Here is a 25,935-nt window from a genome sequence, read left to right on the forward strand (position 1 = left end):
GCAAGGCCGTCGGCTACCGGGCCGGCGAGCGCTTCCCCTTCAACTCCATGTTCAAGGCGTACGCGTGCGCCGCGGTCCTCCGCAAGGCACGCGACACCGACGCCACGCGACCGCCAGCACCACGCGACGACCAGCACCGCGTGACGGGCGGCGGTGCGTGGCGGGCGGGGCGGGCGTGGAGTGTGAGGGGGCGGTGGCCGGGGGGTGTCTGGCGGTGGGAGCGGTCGCGGTCGTAGGGTCACGGACAAGTCCCCCGGATGAGAAGGACCGAACAACATGGAGCTCGACCACGAATTCACCGTCCCGGTGCCGGTGGATCAGGCCTGGTCGGTGCTGCTCGACGTGGAGCGGGTGGCGTCCTGCATGCCGGGCGCGACGCTCGACTCGGTCGAGGGCGAGGAGTACTCCGGCCGCATGAAGGTGAAGGTCGGAGCGATGACCATCACCTATCGGGGCACGGCGCGCATCACCTCCGCCGACGAGTCCGCCCGTACGGTCACGCTGGAGGCCGCCGCGAAGGAGGCCCGGGGTTCGGGCACCGCGTCGGCGACCGTGGTGTCGCAGCTGCACGACGAGGGTGACACCACCCGCGTGACGGTGAAGACCAAGCTGAACGTGACCGGCCGCCCCGCGCAGTTCGGCCGCAACATGCTGTCGGAGGTGGGCGGCAAGCTCATCACCCGGTTCGCTGCGGCGCTCGCCGAGGAGCTGGAGTCGGCGTCGGCTCCCGCCGAGGAGGCCGCTCCGGCGAGCGCTGCCGAGCCGTTCGTACCGCAGCAGCGTCCGGCGAGCCCGGTGGAGTCGACGGCGTCCGATCCGGTCGTGTCGCCGATCCGGCGCCGGCAGGACGACCCCGACGACGCGATCGACCTGTTGGAGGTCGCGGGTCCGTCGCTGGTGAAGCGGGCCGTCCCGGCTCTGGGCGCGCTCGTGGTGCTTCTGCTGCTCATCCGGTTCGTGCGGCGGCGCAAGCGCTGAGACGTGTTTCGATCGCCGGGCCCGCCGGAAGCACAGTCGCAGTCGGGCGACCGGCCTCGCTCGCCTAGGCGAAAGTGCGGGAAAAGGCCGGGTCAACGATCGGGCGGGAGTCGGCCCCGACGGTGGCGGCAGGGCGTCGCGATGCCATCGGCTGGTGTCGTGGACACCATCGAGATTCAGCGGATCGTCGAGGTCGAGGACGACAACTGGTGGTACCGCGAGCGCCGCGCCATCGTCGCCAAGGAGGTGCGGCGCAGCGCCGCGGACCGGGCGGGCGGGCGGGAACGGGCCGTCGACATCGGGGCGGCCGGCGGCGGCAACACCCGCGTGCTGAAGGACCACGGCTGGCGCGCGGTCGCCATCGACAGCTCCGAGACCGCCGTCGACCTCTGCCTGTCCCAGGGCATCGACGCCTACCACGGCGACGCGTGCTTCCTGCCGCTGGCGTCCGGGGAGCAGGACCTGGCGCTGGCGCTGAACGTGCTGGAGCACGTCGAGGACGACCGGGCCGCCGCCGCGGAGATCGCCCGGGTGCTGCGGCCGGGCGGCGAGGTGCTGGTCGCGGTGCCGTGCGACATGACGCTCTGGTCGGCGCACGACGTCGCGCTCGGCCGCGTCCGCCGCTACTCCCGCCAGGCGCTCACCGACCTCTTGGAGGAGGCGGGGCTGGCGGTGGAGCGGCTGTGGAGCTGGAACGTGCTGCTGCGTCCTCTGGTCCGGCTCCGCCGGCACCGCACCGCGCACTGCGAGGACATGGCGCACCTGCACCCGTACATGAACGAGGCGCTGCATCTGGTCACGGCGCTGGAGCGTCTCCTGCCCGTCAAGTCGTGGCCGGGCGTCACCCTCTTCGCCCGCGCCCACCGTCTGTGAGCCCGCGCCGCGCCCGCCGCCGCTAGACGGCGGGCGCGGGGGCGGGCGCGCACGCCGCCAGCGGCGCCGATGCGGACCTGCGCGCCCTCCGCCAGAACTTCACGATGAGGGCGACCTCGAAGAGCAGCAGCAGACCGCCCGCGACGGCGACGGCCTGGAGGGCCAGTCCGGTGAGCGGCCCGACGATGAAGGCGGCCATCTGGAACTCGATGCCGCTCACCAGGTGCATGCGGATGCGGCGGCGCAGCAGGAAGCTGCGGACGCGTGTGTACGCGCCGCGCAGCCGGCCCCCACCGCGCCTCCGCCTCCGAGGACTGGGACCGGGCGGCATCGGCCGGGTGCTCTCCAGGTCGGGTTCGGGCCGTTGCCTCGGCACCCCCGCACCGGACGGTACGTGTGGCGCGTCCGGTCCCGGAGGCATCGCCGTCAGGGCCCGCTGGTTCAGCACCGCCGCCCTGCGGATCGAGCGGCGGGCCTTGGCGAGCTGCGCGCTGTTCAGGTACCGGAACATGTCGAGCGCGAGGATGGCGCAGCCCATCGCCCAGTACACGGCCTGCCCCGTCACGGTGTACAGGCCGTAGGCGAGGGCCAGCGCGCACGCGCCGTCGCGCACCCGGTCCAGCATGTAGTCCAGCCAGGCGCCGAACGGCGACTTGAGCCCCTTCAGCCTGGCGAGCTTGCCGTCGCAGCAGTCCAGGACGAAGCCCACGTGGTACAGCAGCGCGCCCAGCGCCAGCCAGCCGGGCGTGCCCTGGACGAAGCAGCCCGCGGCGCCGAGACCGAGCGCGAACGCGGCGAGGGTGATCTGGCCGGGGGTGACGGCCGTCCGCGAGGCCAGCGAACGGGTCAGCCGGACCGCGACCGGATCGACCAGCAGCACCGTCCACCACGCGTCGCGTTCCTTGCAGACGGCGCGGACCTCTCGCAGCGTGAACGTGGGCATGCGAGCCAGCATGGTGACACTCTGCCACCGCGTACAAGCAGATAGAGATCAACAGACCGGTGGCTGACCCAGAATTGACGTTCCCCCCAACACGCCTTCAGGCGGGCGCGCGGCCCCGCACGCGCACGGTGGTGGCGGCGTCGACGGAGACGGCGTCGCGGATGCTCTCGGCCAGCGCCTCGAACTCGGCGGCGCGGGGCGAGGTCGCCCGGTACCCGAGGCCGATGCGGCGGTTCGGCGCGGGCGCCGCGAAGCGGTGCAGCCGCAGGTTGGGCGCGCGCCGGGTCTCCACCGGCAGCGCCGTCTCCGGCACGAGCGTCACCCCCAGCCCGCCCGACACGAGCTGGACGAGCGTCGCGAGGCTGGTGGCGTACGTGGCGGCCGCGGCCCGGGCGCCGACCTGGCGGCAGACGTCCAGCGCCTGGTCGCGCAGGCAGTGCCCCTCGTTGAGAAGAATCACATCGAGCTCGTTGAGGACGGTGCGCGGGAGGTCGTCGCCGAGGTCGGAGGAGCCGGGGGCGACGAGGACGAAATCCTCGTCGTAGAGGGTGAGTTCGGTCACTCCGGGTAGAGGGGCGGGCAGCGCGATCACGACGACGTCGAGCCGTCCGGCGGTCAGTTCGGCGACGATCTGGTCGGTCTGCTCCTCGTGCACCGTGAGCTCCAGATCCGGGTAGTCGGCGGCCAGCCGGGGCAGCACGACGGGCAGCAGGTAGGGCGCGACGGTGGGGATCACGCCCAGCCGCAGCGGGCCGACCAGCGGGCCGCCCACCGCTCTGACCTCCTCGATCAGCCGGTCGAGCTCGGTCATGACGCGTTCGGCGCGGCGCGCGACCCGCTCGCCGGCGGGGGTCAGCAGGACCTTGCGGGTGGTCCGTTCGACGAGCCGTGTGTGCAAAGTCTCCTCGAGGGCGGCCACGGCGCCCGACAGTGCCGGTTGACTCATCCGCAACGCGGCGGCAGCATCCCGGAAATGTAGATGTTCCGCGAGCGCCAGAAAAGCCCTGAGCTGGGCGATCGTCGGCCTACTGATAGCAAACTCCTATCACCGCGACGCGATAGATCGATTTCTCATTTCACGATAGCCGGTGGCAACCTGACTGCGTCGCGGGCCGTGCCCCAGGGGCCCCGCCCGTCACTCGCACCCCAGAGGGTGACCCAACACGTGCAGAAGCGAAGGAGCCTACGTGCTTACTGTCGGTGACCAGTTCCCCGAGTACGAACTCACCGCCTGCGTCTCGCTGGACGCGGACAACGCCTTCGAGACGATCAACCACAAGTCCTACGAGGGCAAGTGGCGCGTGGTGTTCTTCTGGCCGAAGGACTTCACCTTCATCTGTCCCACCGAGATCGCCGAGTTCGGCCGCCTGAACGAGGAGTTCGCCGACCGCGACGCCCAGGTCCTGGGCGCCTCGGTCGACAACGAGTTCGTCCACTTCGCCTGGCGCAAGGACCACCCGGACCTGCGCGAGCTGCCGTTCCCGATGCTGTCGGACCTCAAGCGCGAGCTCAGCGAGGCCCTGGGCATCCTCACCGCGGACGGCGTCGCCCAGCGCGCCACCTTCATCGTCGACCCGAACAACGAGATCCAGTTCGCGATGGTGACCGCCGGGTCCGTGGGCCGGAACGTCAAGGAGGTCCTGCGGGTCCTGGACGCGCTGCAGAGCGACGAGCTCTGCCCGTGCAACTGGAACAAGGGCGAGGACACCCTGAACGCCACCAAGCTGATGGCCGGGGTCTGATCCCGCGCCACGAGCGGGCATCACGGCCAGCACGCAGCACGCAGAGCAGTACGGCGGCCGGTCGCGACGGGGGAACGCCGCGGCCGGCCTTCCGCATGAAGGGACACGAAAGACAGTGAGCGTCGACGCGCTGAAGGGCGCCCTGCCGGGTTACGCCAAGGACACCAAGCTCAACCTGGGCTCGGTCACGAGCACCTCCCAGCTGTCGGAGCAGCAGCTCTGGGGCACCGTGCTGGCCTGCGCGCTGGCCACCCGGAGCACCCGGGTCATCGCCGAGCTGGCCGAGGAGGCGGGCGACTACCTGTCCGCCGAGGCGTTCGAGGCCGCCAAGGCCGCCGCCTCGATCATGGCCATGAACAACGTCTACTACCGCGCCACCCACCTCATCGGCGACGACGCCTACGCCACCCTGCCGGCCAGGCTGCGCATGTCGGTGATCGGCAAGCCGGGCGTGGAGAAGCTCGACTTCGAGCTGTGGTGCCTGGCCGTGTCGGCGATCAACGGCTGCGGCCGTTGCCTGGAGTCGCACGAGAAGGTGCTGCGCGACGGCGGCCTGTCGCGCGAGCTGATCCAGGAGGCGCTGCGGATCGCCGCGGTGGTCAACGCCACCGCCGCCACCCTGGACGCCGAGGCTGTGCTCACCCAGCCCACCACCCCGGGACCCGATACCGCCCTCACTCCCGCCCCCGCCGCCGTCTGACACCGGCCGGCCCGCCCCTGCGGGACCGGCACCGGCGAACCGAAGGCCCGGGTGGACCACCACCCGGGCCTTCGCACGTCCGAACCGTCACTCCCACTCGATGGTGCCGGGCGGCTTGCTGGTGACGTCGACCACGACGCGGTTGACCTCGCGGACCTCGTTGGTGATCCGGGTGGAGATCCGCTGCAGCACCTCGTACGGCAGCCGGGCCCAGTCGGCCGTCATCGCGTCCTCGCTGGTCACCGGGCGCAGCACCACCGGGTGGCCGTACGTGCGGCCGTCGCCCTGCACCCCGACCGAGCGGACGTCGGCCAGCAGCACCACCGGGAACTGCCAGATGTCGCGGTCGAGGCCCGCCCGGGTCAGCTCCTCGCGGGCGATCGCGTCGGCGTCGCGCAGGATCTCCAGCCGCTCCCGGGAGACCGCGCCGATGATCCGGATGCCCAGCCCCGGGCCCGGGAACGGCTGCCGCCACACGATCTCGGCGGGCAGCCCGAGCTGCTCGCCCAGCGCCCGCACCTCGTCCTTGAACAGCGACCGCAGCGGCTCGACCAGCTTGAACTGGAGGTCGTCGGGGAGCCCGCCCACGTTGTGGTGCGACTTGATGTTGGCGGCGCCGGTGCCGCCGCCGGACTCGACGACGTCCGGGTAGAGCGTGCCCTGCACCAGGAACTCCACCGGCTCACCGGCGGATTCGCCCACCACCGCCCGCGCGGCCTCCTCGAAGACGCGGATGAACTCCCGGCCGATGATCTTGCGCTTGGCCTCCGGGTCGGTCACCCCGTCCAGCGCGGCCAGGAACCGCTCCTGGGCGTCCACCACGTGCAGGTTGACGCCGGTCGCGGCGACGAAGTCCTTCTCGACCTGCTCGGCCTCGCCCTTGCGCAGCAGCCCGTGGTCGACGAACACGCAGGTCAGCTGGTCGCCGATGGCGCGCTGGACGAGCGCCGCCGCCACCGCCGAGTCGACCCCGCCCGACAGCGCGCAGATCGCCCGCTTGTCGCCGACCTGGGCGCGCACCGCGTCGATCGACTCCTCGGCGATGTTGACCATGGTCCAGCTGGGACGGCAGCCCGCGCCCTCGTACAGGAAGCGGCGCAGGATCTCCATGCCGTGCTCGGTGTGCAGCACCTCGGGGTGGAACTGGACGCCGTAGAAGCCGCGCACGCGGTCCTCCATGCCGGCCACCGGGGTCACCTCGGTGGCCGCGGTGACCAGGAAGCCGTCCGGGGCGCGGCTGACGAAGTCGCGGTGCGACATCCACACCGCCTGCTCGCCCGGCAGCCCGGCGAACAGCGTCCCGGGGGCGGCCACGGCGATCGTGGCGCCGCCGTACTCGGCGACGTCGGAGTTCTCCACCGTGCCGCCGAGGGCCTGCGCCATCACCTGGTGCCCGTAGCAGATGCCGAACGTGGGCACGCCCAGGTCGAACAGGCCGTCGGGGGCGGCCGGGGCGCCCTCCTCGTACACCGAGGCGGGACCGCCCGACAGGATGATCGCCTTCGGCCCCTTGGCGAGCATCTCGGCCGCCGGCATGGTGGACGGCACGATCTCGCTGTACACATGGCACTCGCGCACCCGGCGCGCGATCAGCTGCGCGTACTGCGCGCCGAAGTCGACGACGAGGACGGTGTCGAAGGACTGGTCTACGGCCACCAAGGACGCCTTTCGAATGGGTGGAGGTGTTCCAGTCTATGGGCGCCCGCGGCCTGCGACGATGCGCGCCCCCGGCCCCGCATTGAGTCACGGATTGTGTCTGATCGGTAACGTTCCGCCTATTTTTGGCCTGCCGCACTCCGCGAGGCCGTTGCATTCTGATACCAATCAGACACGTTCCGTGTTCGATCATCACCCGGGAGTGCCGTGAAGCCGTTCGCCGCAGCCGTCACGCTGATCGCCGCCCTCGTGCCCGCCGTTCCGGCCGGCACGGCCACCGTCCAGGGGCCCCCGGCGGGTCCCGGCCCGGTGCAGGCCCCCGGGCCCGGCAAGGCTCCGGGGTCCGGGCACGAGCCGGGGGTGCGGCGGCTGGCGAGCGCCCGCGACTGCCCGCCGGCCGGCGCACGGTTGCGTTCTCGCGATACGGACCCGCACGGAACGCATGACGACGGGCACGGGCACGGCCACGACCATGGGCATGGGGGCGACCGCGCGCACGAAAAGGTCCGCGAGGGCGGGCGCAACGATCTGACGCCCGCCGAGGCGCACTCCGTCGAACGCGAGTTGCAGTCGATCCTGGCCGGGCTCGGGTTGGGGAAGCCCGGGGCGCCCCAGCCAGGGGCCGCCCAACCCGGGGCTGCCCAGCCCGATCCGCAGGCCGCCCGCCGCAAGGCGCCGAGGGTGACCGTCCCGGTCTACTTCCACGTCCTGCACGACGGCCCGACCGGCAACCTGTCCAACGACGACATCCGCCGCCAGATCCAGTCGCTGAACGACGCGCACGGCGGCAAGGGCGCCGGCGCCGACACCGGCTTCGCGTTCGCCCTCCACGGCGTGACCCGCACCGACAACGCCACCTGGTACGGCGACCCCGAGCGCCACGAGCAGACGTTCAAGACCAAGCTCCGCAAGGGCGGCGCGGGCACGCTCAACCTCTACAGCGCCGACATGGGCGAGGCGATGCTCGGCTGGTCCACTTTCCCCTGGTCGTACCGGGCCAACCCGAAGATGGACGGCGTCATCATCCACCCGGAGAGCATGCCGCACGGCTCGATCGAGAACTTCAACCTGGGCCACACCGCGACCCACGAGATCGGCCACTGGCTGGGGCTTTACCACACCTTCCAGGACGGCTGCGCCGGCGACGGCGACCGCGTCGCCGACACCCCGGCCGAGCGCGACCCCACCAACGGCTGCCCCGCGGACAAGGACACCTGCCCGGCGGTCGGGGCCGACCCCGTCCACAACTACATGGACTACGCGTTCGACGACTGCATGAACCAGTTCACCAAGGGCCAGGGCGACAGGATGCACCTGGTGTGGACGGCCTACCGCCGCTGATACGCGGCCAGCAGCGGGGCGGCGTCGTCCTCCGGGAGGTGGCGGACGGCCTCGCGGAGGGTCACACCCGAGATCCGGCCGGTGCGCGGCTCCACCCAGTCGCGCACCCAGGCCGGATCCTTCTTCGACAGCTCGCGCAGGACCCAGCCGAGGGCCTTGCGGATGAAGAAGCCGGTCTCCTCGATGAGGGCGTCCCCGTAGCGGGAGACGCGGTCCAGGTCGGGGTGCCCGGCGCGGACGCCCGGGAGCAGCGCCAGGAGCGCGGTCCGCCTGATCCAGGGGTACGGGTCGCCCGCCCAGGCGTCCAGGACGGCGGCGAGGTCCGGGAAGCGGACGACCAGGGCTCCGACGACCTTCTCGGCCAGGATGTCGACGTACACCCAGCTGCCCGAGTCACGGATCATGCTCTCGGCGACGGTCAGGTCGCCGGGCTCCAGCACGTCCACGCGCCGGACCAGGACCTCGATGGCCGCGACCCGGGCCTCGTGGACGGGACGGCCGCCGTCGGTCTCCCCCCACAGGGAGGCGGCCAGGGCGAGGAGGTCCGCGCGTGCGGGACGGGTCCGCACGGCGGAGCGGGCGGTCTTGCGGATGGCGGGCACCGGCACGCCGAAGTGGACGAAGTCGCTTTTCAGATAGCGCTTCTCGTACTCCGCGCGGTCCCGCGCGCCCTGCTCGCGCAGTTCGGCGACGATCCGGGAGGTCTCCTCGGCGACGGCGTCCATGGGGTCACGGTACGGCCCGCCGGCGGCGGCGTCCTACGTGATGCCGACGATGGGGAGGCGCAGGGCCTCCGGCGCGCCGGCGGGGACGACCGGGTTCTTCGGGGCCACGGCCGCGACCCGCCGGTACGCGGCGCCCAGCGCGGGCCGCGGGTCCTCGCCTCCCTTGTCGGGCCAGAACGACATCGCGCGCTCCGCCTGCGCCGTGATGGTGAGGGACGGGTTCACGCCCAGGTTGGCCGAGACCGCCGAGCCGTCCACGATGTGCAGGCCGGGGTGGCCGTAGACGCGGTGGTAGGGGTCGATGACGCCCGTGTCGGGAGAGTCGCCGATGACGCAGCCGCCCAGGAAGTGGGCGGTCATCGGCACGTCGAACAGGTCGCCCCAGGACCCTCCCGGCATCCCGCCGGTCTCCTCGGCGAGCAGCCGCACGGCCGCGTGGCCCACCGGGATCCAGGTGGGGTTGGGCTCGCCGTGCCCGCGCACGGCGCGCACGTCCCATCCGAACGGGCCCCGCCTCGGCTCCAGGGTGATGGAGTTGTCGCGGTTCTGCATGACGAGGGCGATGACGGTCCGTTCGGACCAGGTGCGCACGTCCAGGAGCTGGAGCAGGTCCCGGGGACGGCGCGCGACGTGCCGCGCGAACTTCGCCAGGCGCGGCGTGCGGCGTTCGCCGGGCCGGTCGCCGTCCACCAGCACGTCCCGTACGTCCCGGCGGCGAACACCACCTGCCCTGCGGTGAACGCCTTGCGATCGCGCCCGAACGAGCCGGTCCGCACGATGTCCACGCGGTACCCGCCGCCGCCGTCGCCCAGCGGGGTCACGCGGGTGACGCGGCTGAGCGGCATGATCCGGGCCCCGGCCTTCTCCGCCAGGTAGAGGTAGTTCTCGGTGAGCATGTTCTTGGCGCCGTGGCGGCAGCCGACCATGCACTCGCCGCACTCGGTGCAGCCCCGGCGGCGCGGCCCGGCCCCGCCGAAGTACGGGTCGTCGCTCTCCACGCCGGGCCCGTCCCCGAAGTGCACGCCGACCGGGGTGCGGACGAACGTCCCGGCCTTGCCCATCCGCTCGGCGACCTTCCGGATCGCCCTGTCGGCGTCGGTGACGGTGGGGTTCTGGACGACGCCGAGCATCCGCCCGGCCTGGTCGTAGTAGGGGGCGAGATCGTCCCGCCAGTCGGTGATGTGGGCCCACTGCCGGTCCTGGAAGAACGGCTCGGGCGGCACGTACAGGGTGTTGGCGTAGTTGAGCGAGCCGCCGCCGACGCCCGCGCCCGCCAGCACCATGACGCGGCTGGCCCTGGCGCCGCGGATCAGGTGGATCCGCTGGATGCCGGTGAGGCCGAGCGCCGGCGCCCACAGGTACCGGGACACCTTCCAGTTCGTCTCGGGCAGCCCGGGGTGGCGTCCGCCGGGCGCGACGCCAGGCGTGGCACCGGCCCGGACACGGGCCCCTTGCCGGGACGCGCCGGTGTCGAAGCGGCGGCCCGCCTCGACCACCGCGACCCGGTAGCCCTTCTCCGTCAGCCGCAGCGCCGCGACGGCGCCGCCGAACCCCGACCCGACCACGAGCACGTCGAAGTCGTACCGCACGCCCATCCCGCTCCCGCCGTCCCGCGCTACTTGACGCGCATCCGCTTCATCGCCTTGATCCCGGAGGTCATGACGTCGGCGAACCGGGCGTACGACAGCGAGCCGGGCGGCTCCAGGTCGGCGATGTGCTGGCTGGCGATGGTCTGCGCCTCGGTGAACTTCAGCAGGCCCTCGGCGCCGTGCCGGCGGCCGACCCCCGACTGCTTCATGCCGCCCATGGGGGCGTCGTAGGAGGCGTACGCGGCGCCGAACCCGTCGTTGACGTTGACCGTCCCCGCCTGGATACGGGCGGCGACGCGGCGGCCCCGGGCGGCGTTCTTGGTCCAGACGGAGGCGTTGAGGCCGTACTCGGTGTCGTTGGCGCGCTCGACGGCCTCGTCCTCGCTCGCGACCTTGTAGACGGCCACGACGGGCCCGAACGTCTCGTTCGCGCACAGGTCCATGTCGGCGGTCACGTCGGTGAGGACGGTCGGCTCGAAGAACAGCGGGCCGAGGTCGGGACGGGCGTTGCCGCCCGCCAGCACGGTCGCGCCCGCCTCGACGGCCTGGCCGACGTGCCTGGTGACGGCCTCCAGCTGGCGCGGGTAGGTGAGCGAACCCATCTCCACGTCGAAGTCGAGCTCGGCGCCGAGGCGCATGCCGTTCACCAGGTCGGCGAAGCGCGGCACGAACCGGTCGTAGACGGCGGCGTGCACGTACATCCGCTCGATGGAGATGCACAGCTGGCCCGCGTTGGTGAAGCAGGCGCGCAGGGCGCCGCGGGCGGCGCGCTCGACGTCGGCGTCGTCCAGGACGATCATCGGGTTCTTGCCGCCGAGTTCGAGCGAGTAGCCGACCAGGCGGGGCGCGACCTTCTCGGCGATGGCCCGGCCGCCGCGGGTGGAGCCGGTGAACGAGACGTAGTCGGCCTGCTCGATCAGCGGGTCGCCGATCTCGGCGGGCTCGCCGACGACGATCTGCCACAGGTGGCGCGGCAGCCCGAGCGAGACCAGCAGGTCCAGGACCCAGAGGCTGGACAGGCAGGTCTGGGTGTCCGGCTTGTGGACGACGGCGTTCCCGGCCATCAGCGCGGGGGCGATGTCGCTGGCGCCGAGCGCGAACGGGTAGTTCCAGGGCGCGATGAGGGCGACCACGCCCTTGGGGTGGCGCAGTTCCTGGACGCGGGTGAGGCCGGGCATCATGCCCTGCCGGCGCTTGGGCTTGAGCAGGCCGGGGGCGCGGCGCGCGTAGTACAGCGAGCACAGCGCCACGTCGAGGAACTCCTCCAGCGCGTGCCGGCGGGCCTTGCCCGTTTCGAGCTGGATGACGTCCAGGATCTCGTCGCGCCGCTCGACCAGCGCGTCGGCCAGCCGCAGGAAGGGCTTGGCACGCTCGCCGGGGGACAGCTTCGCCCAGGCGCGCTGGGCCTCCCGCGCGCGCTCGTGGGCGCGGCGCACGTCGTCGGCGCTCGACAGCGGGACGGTGGCGAGGTCCTCGCCGGTGAACGGGGTGGGGATGGTGGTCGATTCGGCGCCGCCCGCGACGATGTGGGAGGTCAGCCGCTCGATCAGGGGTGGGGGGAGCCGATACGCCGCCGCGCCTTGGGCGGGGACCGTCGGGGATGCCATGCGAGCACACTATGACCCCCTGGCCATGTCTGGCTACCCGCAAGTAATGGGGCTTTTCTGGTGATCTGTCGCACGGCGATTTCCCCAAGTCGCGGACCGACCGGCCCCTTCCGGTGTATTCCGGAAGGTGAACGGACCAGGGCGGTGGCACCGGCCGGTCCGGGGTGTATCGCTGCCGCCCGCCCCGGCCCGGCGCTCCGCCGCGCGAGAAAGGTGGCTACATGATCGACGCCCAGTACAGGGGCGCCGACCCGGGCGAGGGCGGCGGCACCAGCGGCGGCGCGTCCGACCCAGGAACGGCCGGCACCGGCACGACCGGTAAGAACACGACCGAGACCGACACGACCACGAGCGGCACGAGCGCGAACGGCGGCGGGACGCGGCGGGAGCGGCGCGAGCGCACCAGGGCGGCGCTGCTCGGCGCGGCCCAGCGCCTCTGGGCCGAACGCGGCATCCACGGCGCCTCCCTCGACGACGTCGCCGCCGAGGCGGGACTCACCAAGGGCGCCGTCTACTCCAACTTCACCGGCAAGACCGATCTGCTGCTGGCCCTGCTGGAACGCTGGACCGGCGCCGGCATCGGCACCGAGACCTACACCGAACTCACCGGCACCGAACTCACCGGCACCGAACTCACCGGCACCGAACTCACCGGCGCCCGGCCGGCCGGGAACTCCCACTCCCCCGAGGAACGCTTCGACCGCGCCGGGGACGCCTACGCCCGCCGCATGTCCGGTGAGGGCGCCCGGCTCGCGGCACTGCTGCTGGTGGAGTTCTGGCTGTACGGCATGCGCGACGGCCAGGCGGGCGAGCGGCTCTCCGGCTGGTACGCCGAGCGCCGCGCCGGCCTCGCCGAGGACCTGCGCGACGCCGACGGCGTCACGGCCGCCGACCGTGCCGCGCTGGCCGTCGCGCTCGACTTCGGCCTGGCCATGCAGCACCTGCTCGACCCCGGCCGGGTCCCCGCCGAGCTGTACGCGCACGGCATGCGGCTCGTCCTCGGCAAGGCCGTGGCCTGACGGTCCCGCGCGAACCCCGCCGCGCGGGCCCGTCCACGGGTCACGAGGTGACGCCGGACGGCGCCGCCGTGGGGACGATGTCGGGCGCCCCGCGGCGCCGCGCGTCGGCCTCCTGGTCGCCGTCCTGGCTCTGCGAGTCGCGCTCGGCCTCCACCCGCTTGCGGTAGTACTCGATCTCCCGGTCGCGCTGCTTCTTCGACCAGCCCAGCACCGGCGCGATCAGGTCGGCGGCCTCCTGGACGACGCCGAGCCCGCGGTCCCAGGTCTCGATCGAGATCCGGGTGCGGCGGGCCAGCACGTCGTTGAGGTGCCGGGCGCCCTCGTGCGAGGCCGCGTACACGATCTCGGCGCGCAGGTAGTCGTCGGCGCCCGACAGCGGCTTGCCCAGGTCGGGCTTGTCGGCGATCAGCCCCAGCAGGTCGTCCACCAGGACCCCGTACCGCGACAGCAGGTGCTCGATCCGCGCCACGTGCAGCCCGGACACCGACGCCAGGCGGTAGCGGGAGTTCCACATCGCCTGGAAGCCCTCGCCGCCGACCAGCGCGATGTCGTGGGTGCACGACTCGGCGACCTTGCCGTCCAGGCCGTGCGCGACCGCGTCGATGGCGTCCTTGGCCATCACCCGGTAGGTGGTGTACTTCCCGCCCGCGACCAGCACCAGGCCCGGGACGGGATGCGCGACGACGTGCTCGCGCGACAGCTGCGAGGTCTCCTCGGTCTCGCCGACCAGCAGCGGCCGCAGCCCCGCGTACACGCCCTCGACGTCGTCGTGGGTGAGCGGGGTGTTGAGCACCGAGTTGACGTGCTCCAGCACGTACTCGATGTCGGCGCGGGACGCGGCCGGGTGCGCTTTGTCCAGGTCCCAGGCCGTGTCGGTGGTGCCGATGATCCAGTGCCGTCCCCACGGGATGACGAACAGCACCGACTTCTCGGTGCGCAGGATGACGCCCGTCGAGGAGTGGATGCGGTCTTTGGGGACCACGAGGTGGATGCCCTTGGACGCGCGCACGTGGATCTGCCCGCGCCCGCCGACCAGCTCCTGGATGTCGTCGCTCCACACGCCGGTGGCGTTGACGACCTGCTTGGCGCGCACCTCCGCGGTCGTCTGCGTCTCCAGGTCGCGGATCTTCACACCGGTCACGCGCTCGCCCTCGCGCAGGAACCCGACGCACTGGGTGCGGGAGGAGATGCGGGCGCCGTACGCGGCGGCCGTGCGCAGCACGGTCATCACGTAGCGGGCGTCGTCGACCTGCGCGTCCCAGTACTGGATGGCCCCGGTGAACGCGTCCTTGCGCAGCGACGGGGCCAGCTTCAGCGCGCCCCGGCGGGTCAGGTGCCGGTGGTGCGGGACGCCCCGCGAGCTGCCCATCCGGAACGCCAGCGCGTCGTACAGCGCGACACCCGCGCCGAAGTAGGCGCGCTCCCAGACCCGGTGCGTCGTCGGCAGCAGGAACGGCACCGGCTTGACCAGGTGGGGCGCGATCTGCAGCAGCAGCGCCCGCTCGGTGAGCGCCTCCCGGACCAGGTCGAAGTTGTACTGCTCCAGGTAACGCAGCCCGCCGTGGATCAGCTTGGACGACCGCGAGGACGTCCCGGAGGCGAAGTCGCGGGCCTCCACGACCGCCACCGACAGGCCGCGGGTGGCGGCGTCGAGCGCGGCCCCGGCGCCGACGATCCCACCGCCCACCACGACGACGTCGAACTCCTCGCGGGCCATCTGGTCGAGCGCGCCCGCACGTTCGGCCGGTCCCAGGCGCGAGCTGCCCAGTCCGGTCACCGGTGATCCCGTCATCGCGATTCCCCCTGTGCGGTGTGGGTGTCCGAAAGGTAACTACCCAACAGTAAGGACGGGACCACCCCGAGATCGCCCGATTCCGCCCCGAGATCATGTCCGGAACACGGTGAGACGCCCCACATCAGGCCCGGCGGCCCCCGGACGGCCCTCCGGACGGCCCTCCCGGGGGCCCGAAAAGCCTCAGATGGCGGACGGCGCGACGACCACCTGCACCCGCTGGAACTCCTTGAGCTCGGTGTAGCCGGAGGTCGCCATCGCCCGGCGGAGGGCGCCGATGAGGTTCATCGAGCCGTCGGCCACGTGCGAGGGGCCGTACAGGATCTGGTCCATGGTGCCGATCGTGCCCAGGTCGATGCGGGTGCCGCGGGGCACGTCGCCGTGGTGGGCCTCGCTGCCCCAGTGGTAGCCGCGGCCGGGCGCCTCGGCGGAGCGGGCGAACGGCGAGCCGACCATCACCGCGTCCGAGCCGCAGGCGAACGCCTTGGCGATGTCGCCGCTGTTGGTCATGCCGCCGTCGGCGATCACGTGCACGTACCGGCCGCCGGACTCGTCCAGGTAGTCGCGACGGGCCGCCGCCACGTCCGCGACCGCGGTGGCCATCGGCACCGCCACGCCCAGCACGGTGCGGGTGGTGTGCCCGGACCCGCCGCCGAACCCGACCAGCACCCCGGCCGCGCCGGTCCGCATCAGGTGCAGCGCCGCCGTGTACGTCGAGCAGCCGCCGACGATCACCGGCACGTCGAGGTCGTAGATGAACTGCTTGAGGTTCAGCGGCTCGGCCCGGCCGGAGACGTGCTCGGCCGACACGGTGGTGCCGCGGATCACGAACAGGTCCACCCCGGCGTCGATCACGGCCTTGTGGAACTCGGCGGTGCGCTGCGGCGACAGCCGGGCCGCGACCGTCACCCCGGCCTCCCGGATCTCCTGGATCCGCCGCCCGATCAGCTCCTCCTTGATCGGCTCGGCGTAGATCTCCTGGAGCCGGCGGGTGGCGCGGGCGTCGTCCAGCGCGGCGATCTCGGCCAGCAGCGACCCGGGGTCGTCGTAGCGGGTCCACAGCCCTTCCAGGTCGAGCACCGCCAGCCCGCCCAGCCGCCCGACCTTGATCGCGATCTCCGGGCTGACCACGCTGTCCATCGGCGCCACGACCAGCGGCATCTCGAACCGGTAGGCGTCGATCTGCCAGGCGACGCTGACCTCCTCGGGGTCGCGGGTACGGCGCGACGGGACGATCCCGATCTCGTCGAACGCGTAGGCCCGGCGCCCGCTCTTCCCCCGGCCGATCTCAACCTCAGCAGCCACTGCAGTTTCCTTCTTTCCCGGCCCGACCTGAACGTGCGGGGATGTTCCCGCCGGCCGCGGGAACACGCCGGCGGCGGAGAACAAGCCCCGGCGAGTTTACCCATTCCCGCAGGCCACCCCGCCCGCCCGGCGGGCCGTGCCGAATCGGGCCGGTACCGGGCCGGACCGGGCCTGACCGGGCCGCCGTCAGCGGTTGCGTCCCTGGTAGTTGGGGGCCTCGACGGTCATCTGGATGTCGTGGGGGTGGCTCTCCTTCAGCCCGGCCGCGGTGATCTGCATCAGCTGGCCGCGCTCCTGGAGCTCGGGGACGGTGCGGGTGCCCGCGTACCACATCGACTGGTGCAGCCCCCCGACCAGCTGGTGCGCCACGTTCGACAGCGGCCCGCGGTAGGGCACCTGCCCCTCCACGCCCTCCGGGATCAGCTTCTCCTCGCTGGACACGTCGGCCTGCGCGTACCGGTCCTTGGAGAACGACCCGCCGCGCTCGCGGTTGCGCATCGCGCCGAGCGAGCCCATGCCGCGGTACGACTTGTACTGCTTGCCGTGCACGAAGATCAGCTCGCCGGGCGACTCCTCGATCCCGGCCAGCAGGCTGCCGAGCATCACCGTGTCGGCCCCGGCCACGATGGCCTTGGCGATGTCGCCGGAGTACTGCACCCCGCCGTCGCCGATCACCGGGATGCCCGCCTCCTTGGCGGCCCGGGCGGCCTCGGCGATCGCGGTGATCTGCGGCACGCCCACGCCGGCGACCACGCGGGTGGTGCAGATGGAGCCGGGGCCCACCCCGACCTTGACCGCGTCGGCCCCGGCCTCGGCCAGCGCCCTGGCGCCCGCGTAGGTGGCCACGTTCCCGCCGACCACCTGGACCCCGGAGCTCGCCTTGATCGCGGCGACGGTGTCGGCCACGCCCTTGGAGTGGCCGTGCGCGGTGTCGACGATGATCACGTCGGTGCCCGCCTCGATCAGCGCCCGGGCGCGGCGGAGCGCGTCCTCGCCGACGCCGACCGCCGCGGCCACCAGCAGCCGGCCGTCGGCGTCCTTGGTGGAGGCGGGGTACTGCTCGCTCTTGGTGAAGTCCTTGACCGTGATCAGCCCGCGCAGCCGGCCCTCGCCGTCCACCAGCGGCAGCTTCTCGATCTTGTTGCCGGCCAGCAGCTCGAACGCGTCCTGGCGGGAGACGTCCACCGGCGCGGTGATCAGCGGCATCGGGGTCATGACCTCGCGCACCGGACGGGACAGGTCGGTCTCGAACCGCATGTCGCGGTTGGTGACGATGCCGACCAGGACGCCGCGCACGTCGGTGACCGGCACCCCGGAGATCCGGTAGCGGGCGCACAGCTCCTCGACGTCGGCGAGGGTCGCGTCGGGCAGGCAGGTGACCGGCTTGGTGATCATCCCGGCCTCGGACCGCTTGACCCGGTCGGCCTCGGCGGCCTGCTCCTCCACCGGCATGTTGCGGTGCAGCACGCCGATCCCGCCCTGGCGGGCCATGGCGACCGCGGTGCGGGACTCGGTGACGGTGTCCATCGCCGCCGACACCAGCGGGATGCGGAGGGTGATCTCCCGGGTCAGCCGGGTGGTGGTGTCGGCCTCGCCGGGCTGCAGGTCCGAATATCCCGGGAGCAGCAGCACGTCGTCGAAGGTCAGGCCCTGCGGGATGATCCGGGCGGGCTCGGCGGCGGGATTCATGATTGACCTTCCCTGGTGGCGCGGCTGGGTGGACGGCACCGGCGTGCCGGCATCGTCCGTACGCGGAGCGGGCCTGCGGGCGTACGGCCAGGTCACGACGGCCTCACTCCATGGTAGGACCCCGACCCGCCGCCCGTACGGCGGTTCGCGGCCGGCGGGGAGTGGCCTTGGTGACACACGCAACGCCTGCTTTTACCCCGGCATTCCCCAACCTTGCCGCGGCATGCGCGCCCCCGCCGCCCGTTCCGCGGCACCGTCCGGGGGCGCGGCACGCCCGGCGGCACCGGGGATTCCCGCGCCGCGGCACGCCGATCCGGACGCGGCCGTTCGCATCCGGATGACATCGGGGGGTGCACCGGACGGGGGGCGTGGCAGTAGCGTGGAAGGGTGCACGACGATGCCCCGCTCGACCCGTTCGCCGGCGATCCGGAAGACCCGGCCGCCTCGCTCGGCGACCCGGGCGAGGACGTCGCTCCGCTCAGCGTGGCGGAGCGCGAGGACGTGCTGGCCGACCTCGCCGACCTGGAGGTCTTCCGCGCCCTGCTGGAACCGCTGGGGGTGCGCGGGCTGACGGTCGACTGCGGCGACTGCGGCAAGCCGCACTACATCGACTGGGACCTGCTGCACGGCAACCTGCGGCATCTGCTCGACCAGGGCCTGCCCCGGGTGCACGAGCCGGCGCTCTCGCCCGATCCCGTCGACTACGTCAGCTGGGAGTACGCCCGGGGGTACGTCGACGGCGTGATCGACAGCGAGGAAGGCCGCGACACGCCCTGACCCGCTCCGGGCGCGATCTCTTTCCCGTCCCTTTGCGCGGACCTTTTGCGCCGGCGTCGTGCGCGGGCCTCTCGCGCGGGCCTCTCGCGCTTCAGTCGCGGTCGTAGCGCTCGCGCTGCAGGTCCGCGCGCTGCCGCCACCGCTTGCGGATCTCCTCCAGGCGGGGCCTGGTGCGCTCGCCGGCCTCGACCTGCGTCTCCAGCGACGGCACGCCCGGCCAGGACCATCCGTCGTCGGTTCCGTCCATGCGCGTGCGGGGGCGCGGGGCGGGGCCGTCCTGCAGGCCCTTGGTCCGGTCCTTGGCCCGGACGATCGTGATCCGGCGCGGCCGGTCGGGGGCGGGACCCGCGGCGCGGGCCGGGCCGCGCTCCGCGGGCCCGGTGATCGCGACCGGAAGGGGCCGTACCGGGGCCGGGGCACGGGGAGCGGCGGTCTTGCCGGCCTCGGCCCGTTCGGCTCCGGCCTTGCCCGCCTCACCGGCGGCCTCGGCGGCGCCCTGCCCCAGCGTGGTGTGCTCGGTCAGCCCGCCGCCGGCGGCGGCGACGCCGGTGCTGGCCAGCACGGCGCCGGCCACGCCCAGCGCGACGATCGCGCGGGGGCCGCGGCGGCGCGGGCCGGACGGCGGGTGGGGATGCGGCCGGTCGTCCTCGACCGCGGAACCGGCCGGCTCGCCGCCGCGGACGCCCTTGACGTCGGCGGACGGCTCCCTGGCCGCCCGGACGGCCGCGCGGCACGCGGCGGGCGCCTGCTCGTCGACATCGCTGATCAGGGCGCTCAGCAGCCGCACGGCGGGATCGTCGGGGTCGCCCTGCGCCCACGCCGCGGACGCGGCGGACGCGGCGGGCAGGGCGGTGAAGGGTGCGGTGATCCCGGCGGCGAGGCCGGGAAAGCCGGGCTCAGCCCGGGTGGAGGGGTCGGCCCTCTCGGCGGAGGCGGCAGCGCGCCGCGCCCCGAGCGCGTCGAAGATGGCGTCGGTACGGCGGACCGCACTCAGGTCGGCCGCGGGCGTCACGGCCGCTCTGCCCTGGGGCCCGCCATGGGGTGGGGCCCCGGTCTGGGGAAGGGCGGCGCCGCGGGTCGGAATCGCGGGGGGTTCGACCGGCTCGTCCGGATCCGGGGCGCCCTGGCTCCGCTCCGTCAAGCGATCGACTCCTCTCTGGCCATCGCCCGGAGCCGGGCCAGCGCCCGGTGCTGCGCGACCCGTACGGCCCCCGCTGACATGCCCAGTACATTACCGGTCTCCTCGGCGGAAAGGCCCGCGACCACCCGAAGCAGGACGAGCTCCCGCTGGTTGTCGGGCAGCCGGGTCAGCAGGTCGCGGGCGCGCTGCGCCTCGATGTAGCGCACCACGGTCTCCTCGGGTCCGGGCCGGTCGTCCGGCCCGTCCGGGAGGTCCTCGGTGGGCACGGCGGCGCGGACCGCGCTGCGCATCGCGTCGGCGATCTTGTGCGCGGCGATGCCGAAGACGAAGGAGGCGAACGGGCGCCCCATGTCGCGGTAGCGGGGCAGCGCCGACAGCACCGCGATGCAGACCTCCTGCGCCACGTCGTCGGCGGCGTGGTACTGCCCCGAGACCCTGCCGAGCCTGGCCCGGCAGTAGCGGACGACCATCGGCCGCACCTGCGCGATGAGCACCTCGATGGCGCCGGGGTCGCCCTGGACGGCCCGTGTCGTGAGGTCCTTGAGGTCTCCTTCGTCGGCTCTGGCCGTGCGTGCGGCCCTGGTCCCGCGGCCGGTGTCGCGGGGCATTGGAGGGGCCGGGCCCTCCGAGGGTTCGACAGCGCGCGCGGTCGTACTCCCGGCGAAAGCTCCCTCGGTCACGTTGAGCATGATGCCCAGCGCACTCGGGCGTGTCTCCACTGTCGAAGACAACGGAATGGTCACAGTGTGGGGACAGAGGCCCCGATACTACGCATCGCGGTCGGCCGACTCCGAACGGTGGGAGTTTTGTCCGGCCTCACCGCGCACGCAACGACATTCCCCACCAAACGCCACCAAACTCCGGCTATTCGGTCAGACAGCACAAAAGGGAGGTTCCCCACCGTTCTCTGACACAACGGCGGGGAACCTCCCCTTCGCGGCTGATCAGTGGCCGTGACCGTGGCCGTGACCGCCGCCGCCGGCGGCCTCGTCGGCCTCCTCCGGCTTCTCCACGACCAGGGCCTCGGTGGACAGCAGCATGCCCGCGATCGAGGCGGCGTTGGTGACCGCGCTGCGGGTCACCTTCACCGGGTCGATGACGCCCTGCGCGATGAGGTCGGCGTACTCGCCGGTGGCGGCGTTGTAGCCGTGGCCCGGCTTGAGCTCCTGGACCTTGGAGACGACGACGTAGCCCTCCTGGCCGGCGTTCTCGGAGATCCAGCGCAGCGGCTCGACCAGCGCGCGGCGGACCGCCTCCGCGCCGGTGGCCTCGTCGCCGGACAGGCCGAGGGCGTCGAAGCCCTCCTTGCCCACGTGCACCAGCGCGCTGCCGCCGCCGGAGACGATGCCCTCCTCGATCGCCGCGCGGGTCGCCGAGATGGCGTCCTCCAGGCGGTGCTTCTTCTCCTTCAGCTCGACCTCGGTGGCCGCGCCGACCCGCAGCACGCAGACCCCGCCGGCCAGCTTGGCCAGCCGCTCCTGCAGCTTCTCGCGGTCCCAGTCGGAGTCGCTGTTCTCGATCTCGACCTTGATCTGGTTGACCCGGCCCTCGATCTCGCCCTGGTCGCCCGCGCCGTCCACGACGGTGGTGGCGTCCTTGGTGACCGTGATCCGGCGGGCCCGGCCCAGGTCCTCCAGGCCGATGCCGTCGAGCTTGAGCCCGATGGCCTCGCTGACCACCTGGCCGCCGGTCAGGGTCGCGATGTCGCCCAGCATCGCCTTGCGGCGGTCGCCGAAGCCGGGGGCCTTGACCGCGACCGAGGTGAAGGTGCCGCGGATCTTGTTGGCCACCAGCAGCGCCAGCGCCTCGCCCTCGACGTCCTCGGCGATCACCAGCAGCGGCTTCTTGGTCTGGGCGACCTTCTCCGCCAGCGGCAGGAACTCCTGCACGTTGGAGATCTTGCCGTCCACGACCAGCACGTAGGCGTCCTCCAGGACGGCCTCCATGCGCTCGGGGTCGGTGACCATGTGCGGCGACAGGTAGCCCTTGTCGAACTGCAGGCCCTCGGTGAACTCCAGCTCCAGGCCGAAGGTGTGGGCCTCCTCGACGGTGATCACACCGTCCTTGCCGACCTTGTCGAACGCCTCCGCGATCAGGTCGCCGATCTGCGCGTCCTGCGCGGAGATGGTGGCGACGTGCGCGATCTCACCCTTCTCGCCGACCTCGCGGGCCGTCTTGAGGAGCTGGTCGGACACGTACTGCGCGGCCGCGTCGATGCCCCGCTTGAGGGCCAGCGGCGAGGCGCCGGCGGCCACGTTGCGCAGGCCCTCGCGGACCAGCGCCTGGGCCAGCACGGTGGCGGTGGTGGTGCCGTCACCGGCGATGTCGTTGGTCTTGGTCGCCACTTCCTTGGCGAGCTGGGCCCCCAGGTTCTCGTAGGGGTCCTCCAGCTCCACCTCGCGGGCGATGGTCACGCCGTCGTTGGTGATGGTCGGCGCGCCGAACTTCTTGTCGATGACGACGTTGCGGCCGCGCGGGCCGATCGTCACCTTGACGGCGTCCGCGAGAGCGTTGACGCCGCGCTCAAGAGCCCGGCGAGCGCCCTCATCGAACTCAAGGATCTTCGCCATTGCGGGAAACTCCAGTTCCTGTACTCGGCACCGGACGCGTCCGCCCCGGCCGCCCCTGCAAGCGGGCCGGTCCGGGGCGGAGCGTCACATCAGCGGTGGTTACTTCTCGATGACCGCGAGGACGTCGCGGGCCGAGAGCACGAGGTACTCCTCGTTGTTGTACTTGACCTCGGTGCCGCCGTACTTGCTGTAGAGCACAACGTCGCCGACCTTCACGTCGAGCGGCACGCGGTCGCCCTTGTCGTCGATACGACCCGGGCCCACGGCCAGGACGGTGCCCTCCTGGGGCTTCTCCTTGGCCGTGTCGGGAATGACCAGGCCCGACGCGGTGGTGGTCTCGGCCTCAAGCGGCTGGACGACGATACGGTCCTCGAGCGGCTTGAGAACAACCTTGGTGGCGGTCGTCACGATCTGACCTCCCCTTCGATTGGTCCTCGGCCGGCCATGGCGGGCCGACCGGCACATGTGACAGAAGAGGCGACCCTGGACCGGCCTGTCGTCGCGGGTGCCAGACCGACCTTGTCGCTGTGGTTGGCACTCTCGCACTGAGAGTGCCAGTCATGGAGACTATTCCGTGGCCGGTGGCCCGTCAACACGGACACGGCCGCGCGGCCCGCCGCTAACGTCCAGCCTATGGACCTCCAGGCGTTCCGCGACCTGCTCACCCCGGCGGGCCAGGCCGTGCTCGCGGCGGCGGCCGGGTCGGACCTGTCCGAGAGCGGCCTGCTGACCACCGCCACCCGGCTGCGCGAGGAGCATCCCGGCGGCCCGGTGGCCGCGGCGCTGACCCAGGCGCGGCTGCGGGTCCGCGCCCGCGCCAAGTTCGGCGCGGACGCCGACGCCATGTACTTCACGCAGGCGGGGCTGGAGCAGTCCACCCGGGCGGGCGTCGCCGCCCACCGCGCCCGCCGCTTCGCCGCGTACCTGCACGAAGATTCTCCGGATGTTCACCCGCCGGCCTCCGCCGGAGTCCTCGACCTGGGCTGCGGCATCGGCGCCGACCTGATCGCCCGGGCCCGCGCCGGCTGCACGGGCGAAGGCGTCGAACGGGACCCGCTCACCGCCGAGGTCGCCCGTGCCAACCTGGCCGCCCTCGAACTGGACGACCTGGCCTCCGTCCGGCTGGGCGACGCCCTCGACGCCGACCCCGCCGGCCGCGCGGCCGTCTTCGCCGACCCGGGCCGCCGCACCGCCCGGGGCCGCGTCTTCGACCCCCGCTCCTACGAGCCGCCCCTGGACGACGTCCTCGCCCTGGCGTCCCGGGCCCCGGCCGCCTGCGTCAAGGTCGCGCCGGGCATCCCCTACGAGGCCCTGTGGGACGGCGGCGACGGCGCCCCCCTCACCGGGGCGCCGGTCGAGGCCGAATGGATCTCCGAGGGCGGCGAGGTCAAGGAGGCCGCGCTGTGGCTGGGCGGCCTGGCCGGGGACGTCCGCCGCCGCGCCACCCTGCTCACCCCCGGCGCCCCGGCCGTCACGCTCACGCCCGAGCCCGGGCTGGGCGAGCCGGAGGTCCGCCCCTGGGGCCGGTTCCTGTACGAGCCGGACGGCGCCGTCATCCGCGCCCACCTGGTCGCCGAGGCCGCCGCGCGGGTCGGCGGCTGGCTGGCCGACCCCCGGATCGCCTACGTCACCTCCGACACCCTGGCGCCCACCCCGCTGGCCGCCGCGTACGAGATCGAGGACGTGCTGCCGTTCTCGGTGAAGCGGCTGCGCGCCGAGCTGCGGCGGCGCGCCCCCGGAACGCTCACGATCAAGAAGCGCGGCTCGGCCGTCGACATCGACCGGCTCCGCCGCGACCTGGGCTTCGGCGGCCGCTCCGGCGCGCGCCGGACGGGCGGCGAACTCGTCCTGCTGCTGACCCGGGTGGGACGCGATCCGGTCGCGCTGCTGGCCAGTCCGGCGCGCTGAAAGCGCCATTCCGCACCGAAGATCTTCGTCCGGGGAAGAACGCCATGACCGGCCGCGCCCGATGCCACAATCGGGCACATCCTCAGCACTTCCGGGTATTGCGCCGTCGGACCGCGTGCGCCGAATGAGAGATCGAATTGGCGGGCCGCCATCCCTGGCAGCACCGAGGACGCGCCGATCACCGCCTCGTTCATCCGGTTCTCCTGGTTCTCCCGGAAAACCGGGCGATGTCGCGATGGAAACAATGGTCCGAACCCGGATAACAAGTGCACGAAACAGACCCCGCAATGTTCCCCGTCCCCCGCTAGGAGCACCCTCCGAACGCACTACAGTTGGCGCTTCACGATTCATTCCCGCGCACCGCGTCACGGCACACGAAGGGGCATCGGGTGGAAACGAATCACCACTTCCTGCGGACGGGGGGTCAGCCGGTTTCGGATCGGATGAGGGAATTGCTCGCCCGGGCGGCACAGGACCACGTCTACGAGCAGCGCTCGCAAGGACAGGTCCTCGACGAGATACGCCGGCGCCTGGAGGGCATGGAGTGGCTCCTCCGCGAGGTGCGCGAGGGCGGGCTCGGCGGCATCACCGGGCAGCTCGAAGGGGTGCGCGGCCAGGTGGTGGACCTGTTCGGCAAGCCCCCCGAGTGGGCCGAGGGCCTCGCCGAGCACATCGAGTCGGTCGGCGAACGCGTCAAGCCCGTCGCCGAGCTCCCCGCGCTGTGGGCCGACGTCGGAATGGTCTCGGAGAACGTCGACGAGGGACTCACCCGCATCCAGGCCATCATCGACACGGCGCGGGACGTCACCGACGCCACCCAGCGGGCCGCGCAGCGCATGGAGGAGATGTCCAAGCGGCTGGACCGCCTCCAGGGCAGCATGGAGGCGGCCTCGGTCCGCTTCAACCGCCTCGACAAGTCGCTCGCCGAGATGGGCCACCGGGCCGAGCGGCTGGAGCACTCGATCAGCGGCGTCGGCACCCGGGTCGACCGGTCGCTGGGCGATCTGGCCGAACGCGTCGAGCAGGCCCTGGAGGCCGTCAACGGCCGCGTCGAGGGCGTCGGCGGCCGCCTCGACGGCCTCGACGGCCGGATGGAGGGCCTCTCCGGCAAGCTGACCGGCCTGGACGGCCGCCTGGAGGCCATCGACGACCGCGTCACCGAGCTCGTCCGGCGCCCGGCCTTCGACCAGGGCCACCGGTTCGACGCGCTGGAGAAGCACCTGGCCGACGCCGTCGACCCGCTGAGGGACGAGCTGCGGGCCCGCCCCGACCGCCACGAGGTCGAGGCCGCCCTGTCGCGGATCGCCAAGACCGCCCACGACGACGTCGCCGGCCGGTTCGAGACCGTCCGCGAGGAGGTCACCGCGCAGGCCGACCTCGTCTCCCGCCGGGTCGGCGGCGTCCAGGACGAGTTCTCCCGGAAGGTCGACGGCGTCAGCGAGAAGGTCGAAGCGGTCCACGAGGACGTCCTCAAACGCCTCTCCACCCTGGAGGAGACGATGCTCGCCCTCGCCGAGGCCCTGCTCCGCCCCCGCCGCGACCCCAAGGACTGACCCGCCACGCACATTGTGACGTGCACT

Annotated in this window: 21 protein-coding genes and 2 pseudogenes; 10 read left to right on the plus strand and 13 right to left on the minus strand. The window is 72.7% G+C overall.

The window, feature by feature from the left end:
• From ACFPZN_RS25960 to ACFPZN_RS25970, 3 genes and pseudogenes are all read left to right on the plus strand, one after another.
• Positions 1–236: pseudogene (locus tag ACFPZN_RS25960) on the plus strand (hypothetical protein); the annotation flags it as partial.
• 40 nt (positions 237–276) lie between these two features.
• Positions 277–978 carry an SRPBCC family protein gene (locus ACFPZN_RS25965; RefSeq protein WP_378284793.1) on the plus strand — a complete coding sequence of 234 codons (702 nt, stop codon included), beginning with the start codon at positions 277–279 and terminating at the stop codon, positions 976–978.
• 159 nt (positions 979–1,137) lie between these two features.
• On the plus strand, positions 1,138–1,851 hold the full coding sequence (locus ACFPZN_RS25970; protein ID WP_378284794.1) for a class I SAM-dependent methyltransferase: 714 nt from the start codon (positions 1,138–1,140) through the stop codon (positions 1,849–1,851).
• A gap of 22 nt (positions 1,852–1,873) precedes the next feature.
• On the opposite strand, the gene ACFPZN_RS25975 is transcribed toward ACFPZN_RS25970, so the two are convergent.
• Both ACFPZN_RS25975 and ACFPZN_RS25980 read right to left on the minus strand, forming a co-directional pair.
• The gene (locus ACFPZN_RS25975; protein ID WP_378284795.1) at positions 1,874–2,794 is read right to left on the minus strand and encodes a CDP-alcohol phosphatidyltransferase family protein; all 921 of its coding nucleotides are present in this window, start codon (positions 2,792–2,794) and stop codon (positions 1,874–1,876) included.
• A gap of 97 nt (positions 2,795–2,891) precedes the next feature.
• A complete protein-coding gene (locus ACFPZN_RS25980) occupies positions 2,892–3,827 on the minus strand; it encodes a LysR substrate-binding domain-containing protein (protein WP_378284876.1) in 936 nt (311 codons plus the stop codon).
• Positions 3,828–3,981: 154 nt separating this feature from the next.
• Between ACFPZN_RS25980 and ACFPZN_RS25985 the strand changes: the two genes are divergently transcribed.
• Complete coding sequence (locus ACFPZN_RS25985; protein WP_378284796.1) at positions 3,982–4,536, plus strand: peroxiredoxin; 555 nt, start codon at positions 3,982–3,984, stop codon at positions 4,534–4,536.
• Positions 4,537–4,651: 115 nt separating this feature from the next.
• Positions 4,652–5,236, plus strand: a complete 585-nt coding sequence (gene ahpD, locus ACFPZN_RS25990) for an alkylhydroperoxidase, AhpD family (RefSeq protein WP_378284797.1) — start codon at positions 4,652–4,654, stop codon at positions 5,234–5,236.
• 87 nt (positions 5,237–5,323) lie between these two features.
• Here ahpD and guaA read toward each other — a convergent pair whose 3' ends face one another.
• Complete coding sequence (gene guaA, locus ACFPZN_RS25995) at positions 5,324–6,892, minus strand: glutamine-hydrolyzing GMP synthase (RefSeq protein WP_378284798.1); 1,569 nt, start codon at positions 6,890–6,892, stop codon at positions 5,324–5,326.
• Between the two features lie 207 nt (positions 6,893–7,099).
• On the opposite strand from guaA, the gene ACFPZN_RS26000 reads away from it, so the two are divergent.
• Complete coding sequence (locus ACFPZN_RS26000) at positions 7,100–8,233, plus strand: zinc metalloprotease (protein WP_378284799.1); 1,134 nt, start codon at positions 7,100–7,102, stop codon at positions 8,231–8,233.
• On the opposite strand, the gene ACFPZN_RS26005 is transcribed toward ACFPZN_RS26000, so the two are convergent.
• The 3 genes and pseudogenes from ACFPZN_RS26005 to ACFPZN_RS26015 all read right to left on the minus strand — a co-directional run bounded on the left by ACFPZN_RS26005 (position 8,221) and on the right by ACFPZN_RS26015 (position 12,154).
• Positions 8,221–8,958: a DNA alkylation repair protein gene (locus ACFPZN_RS26005; RefSeq protein ID WP_378284800.1), complete on the minus strand. Its 738-nt coding sequence runs from the start codon at positions 8,956–8,958 to the stop codon at positions 8,221–8,223. The two genes, ACFPZN_RS26000 and ACFPZN_RS26005, sit on opposite strands and share 13 nt — an antisense overlap.
• 33 nt (positions 8,959–8,991) lie before the next feature.
• Positions 8,992–10,553, minus strand: a pseudogene (locus tag ACFPZN_RS26010) (FAD-dependent oxidoreductase).
• Positions 10,554–10,573: 20 nt separating this feature from the next.
• Positions 10,574–12,154, minus strand: coding sequence for a succinic semialdehyde dehydrogenase (locus ACFPZN_RS26015; protein ID WP_378284801.1), 1,581 nt, complete (start codon positions 12,152–12,154; stop codon positions 10,574–10,576).
• Positions 12,155–12,375: 221 nt separating this feature from the next.
• On the opposite strand from ACFPZN_RS26015, the gene ACFPZN_RS26020 reads away from it, so the two are divergent.
• Complete coding sequence (locus ACFPZN_RS26020) at positions 12,376–13,173, plus strand: TetR/AcrR family transcriptional regulator (protein WP_378284802.1); 798 nt, start codon at positions 12,376–12,378, stop codon at positions 13,171–13,173.
• Between the two features lie 40 nt (positions 13,174–13,213).
• Here the strand turns inward: ACFPZN_RS26020 and glpD are convergent, their stop codons facing one another.
• The 3 genes from glpD to guaB form a co-directional block, all read right to left on the minus strand.
• On the minus strand, positions 13,214–14,965 hold the full coding sequence (gene glpD, locus ACFPZN_RS26025; protein ID WP_378284804.1) for a glycerol-3-phosphate dehydrogenase: 1,752 nt from the start codon (positions 14,963–14,965) through the stop codon (positions 13,214–13,216).
• A gap of 183 nt (positions 14,966–15,148) precedes the next feature.
• Positions 15,149–16,270, minus strand: a complete 1,122-nt coding sequence (locus tag ACFPZN_RS26030) for a GuaB3 family IMP dehydrogenase-related protein (protein ID WP_378284805.1) — start codon at positions 16,268–16,270, stop codon at positions 15,149–15,151.
• 186 nt (positions 16,271–16,456) lie between these two features.
• Positions 16,457–17,959 (minus strand): IMP dehydrogenase, encoded by a 1,503-nt coding sequence (gene guaB / locus ACFPZN_RS26035; protein ID WP_378284807.1) that lies wholly within the window; start codon positions 17,957–17,959, stop codon positions 16,457–16,459.
• A gap of 387 nt (positions 17,960–18,346) precedes the next feature.
• Between guaB and ACFPZN_RS26040 the strand changes: the two genes are divergently transcribed.
• Positions 18,347–18,736, plus strand: a complete 390-nt coding sequence (locus ACFPZN_RS26040) for a DUF5319 domain-containing protein (protein WP_197009482.1) — start codon at positions 18,347–18,349, stop codon at positions 18,734–18,736.
• A gap of 91 nt (positions 18,737–18,827) precedes the next feature.
• Here ACFPZN_RS26040 and ACFPZN_RS26045 read toward each other — a convergent pair whose 3' ends face one another.
• From ACFPZN_RS26045 to groES, 4 genes are all read right to left on the minus strand, one after another.
• Positions 18,828–19,877 carry a hypothetical protein gene (locus tag ACFPZN_RS26045; protein WP_378284808.1) on the minus strand — a complete coding sequence of 350 codons (1,050 nt, stop codon included), beginning with the start codon at positions 19,875–19,877 and terminating at the stop codon, positions 18,828–18,830.
• Entirely contained in the window at positions 19,874–20,485 is a 612-nt protein-coding gene (locus ACFPZN_RS26050) for a sigma-70 family RNA polymerase sigma factor (RefSeq protein WP_378284877.1), read from the minus strand. Before ACFPZN_RS26050 ends, ACFPZN_RS26045 begins: the two co-directional genes overlap by 4 nt.
• Before the next feature lie 336 nt (positions 20,486–20,821).
• Entirely contained in the window at positions 20,822–22,447 is a 1,626-nt protein-coding gene (groL, locus tag ACFPZN_RS26055; RefSeq protein WP_378284809.1) for a chaperonin GroEL, read from the minus strand.
• A gap of 99 nt (positions 22,448–22,546) precedes the next feature.
• Entirely contained in the window at positions 22,547–22,855 is a 309-nt protein-coding gene (gene groES / locus ACFPZN_RS26060; protein ID WP_464043989.1) for a co-chaperone GroES, read from the minus strand.
• A gap of 225 nt (positions 22,856–23,080) precedes the next feature.
• Between groES and ACFPZN_RS26065 the strand changes: the two genes are divergently transcribed.
• Both ACFPZN_RS26065 and ACFPZN_RS26070 read left to right on the plus strand, forming a co-directional pair.
• Positions 23,081–24,355 carry a class I SAM-dependent methyltransferase gene (locus ACFPZN_RS26065; protein ID WP_378284810.1) on the plus strand — a complete coding sequence of 425 codons (1,275 nt, stop codon included), beginning with the start codon at positions 23,081–23,083 and terminating at the stop codon, positions 24,353–24,355.
• A gap of 443 nt (positions 24,356–24,798) precedes the next feature.
• The gene (locus ACFPZN_RS26070) at positions 24,799–25,908 is read left to right on the plus strand and encodes a hypothetical protein (protein ID WP_378284811.1); all 1,110 of its coding nucleotides are present in this window, start codon (positions 24,799–24,801) and stop codon (positions 25,906–25,908) included.
• Positions 25,909–25,935 lie beyond the last annotated feature (27 nt).

Origin of the sequence: Actinomadura rugatobispora, assembly GCF_042656285.1 — a bacterium.
GTDB classification, from domain to species: domain Bacteria; phylum Actinomycetota; class Actinomycetes; order Streptosporangiales; family Streptosporangiaceae; genus Spirillospora; species Spirillospora rugatobispora.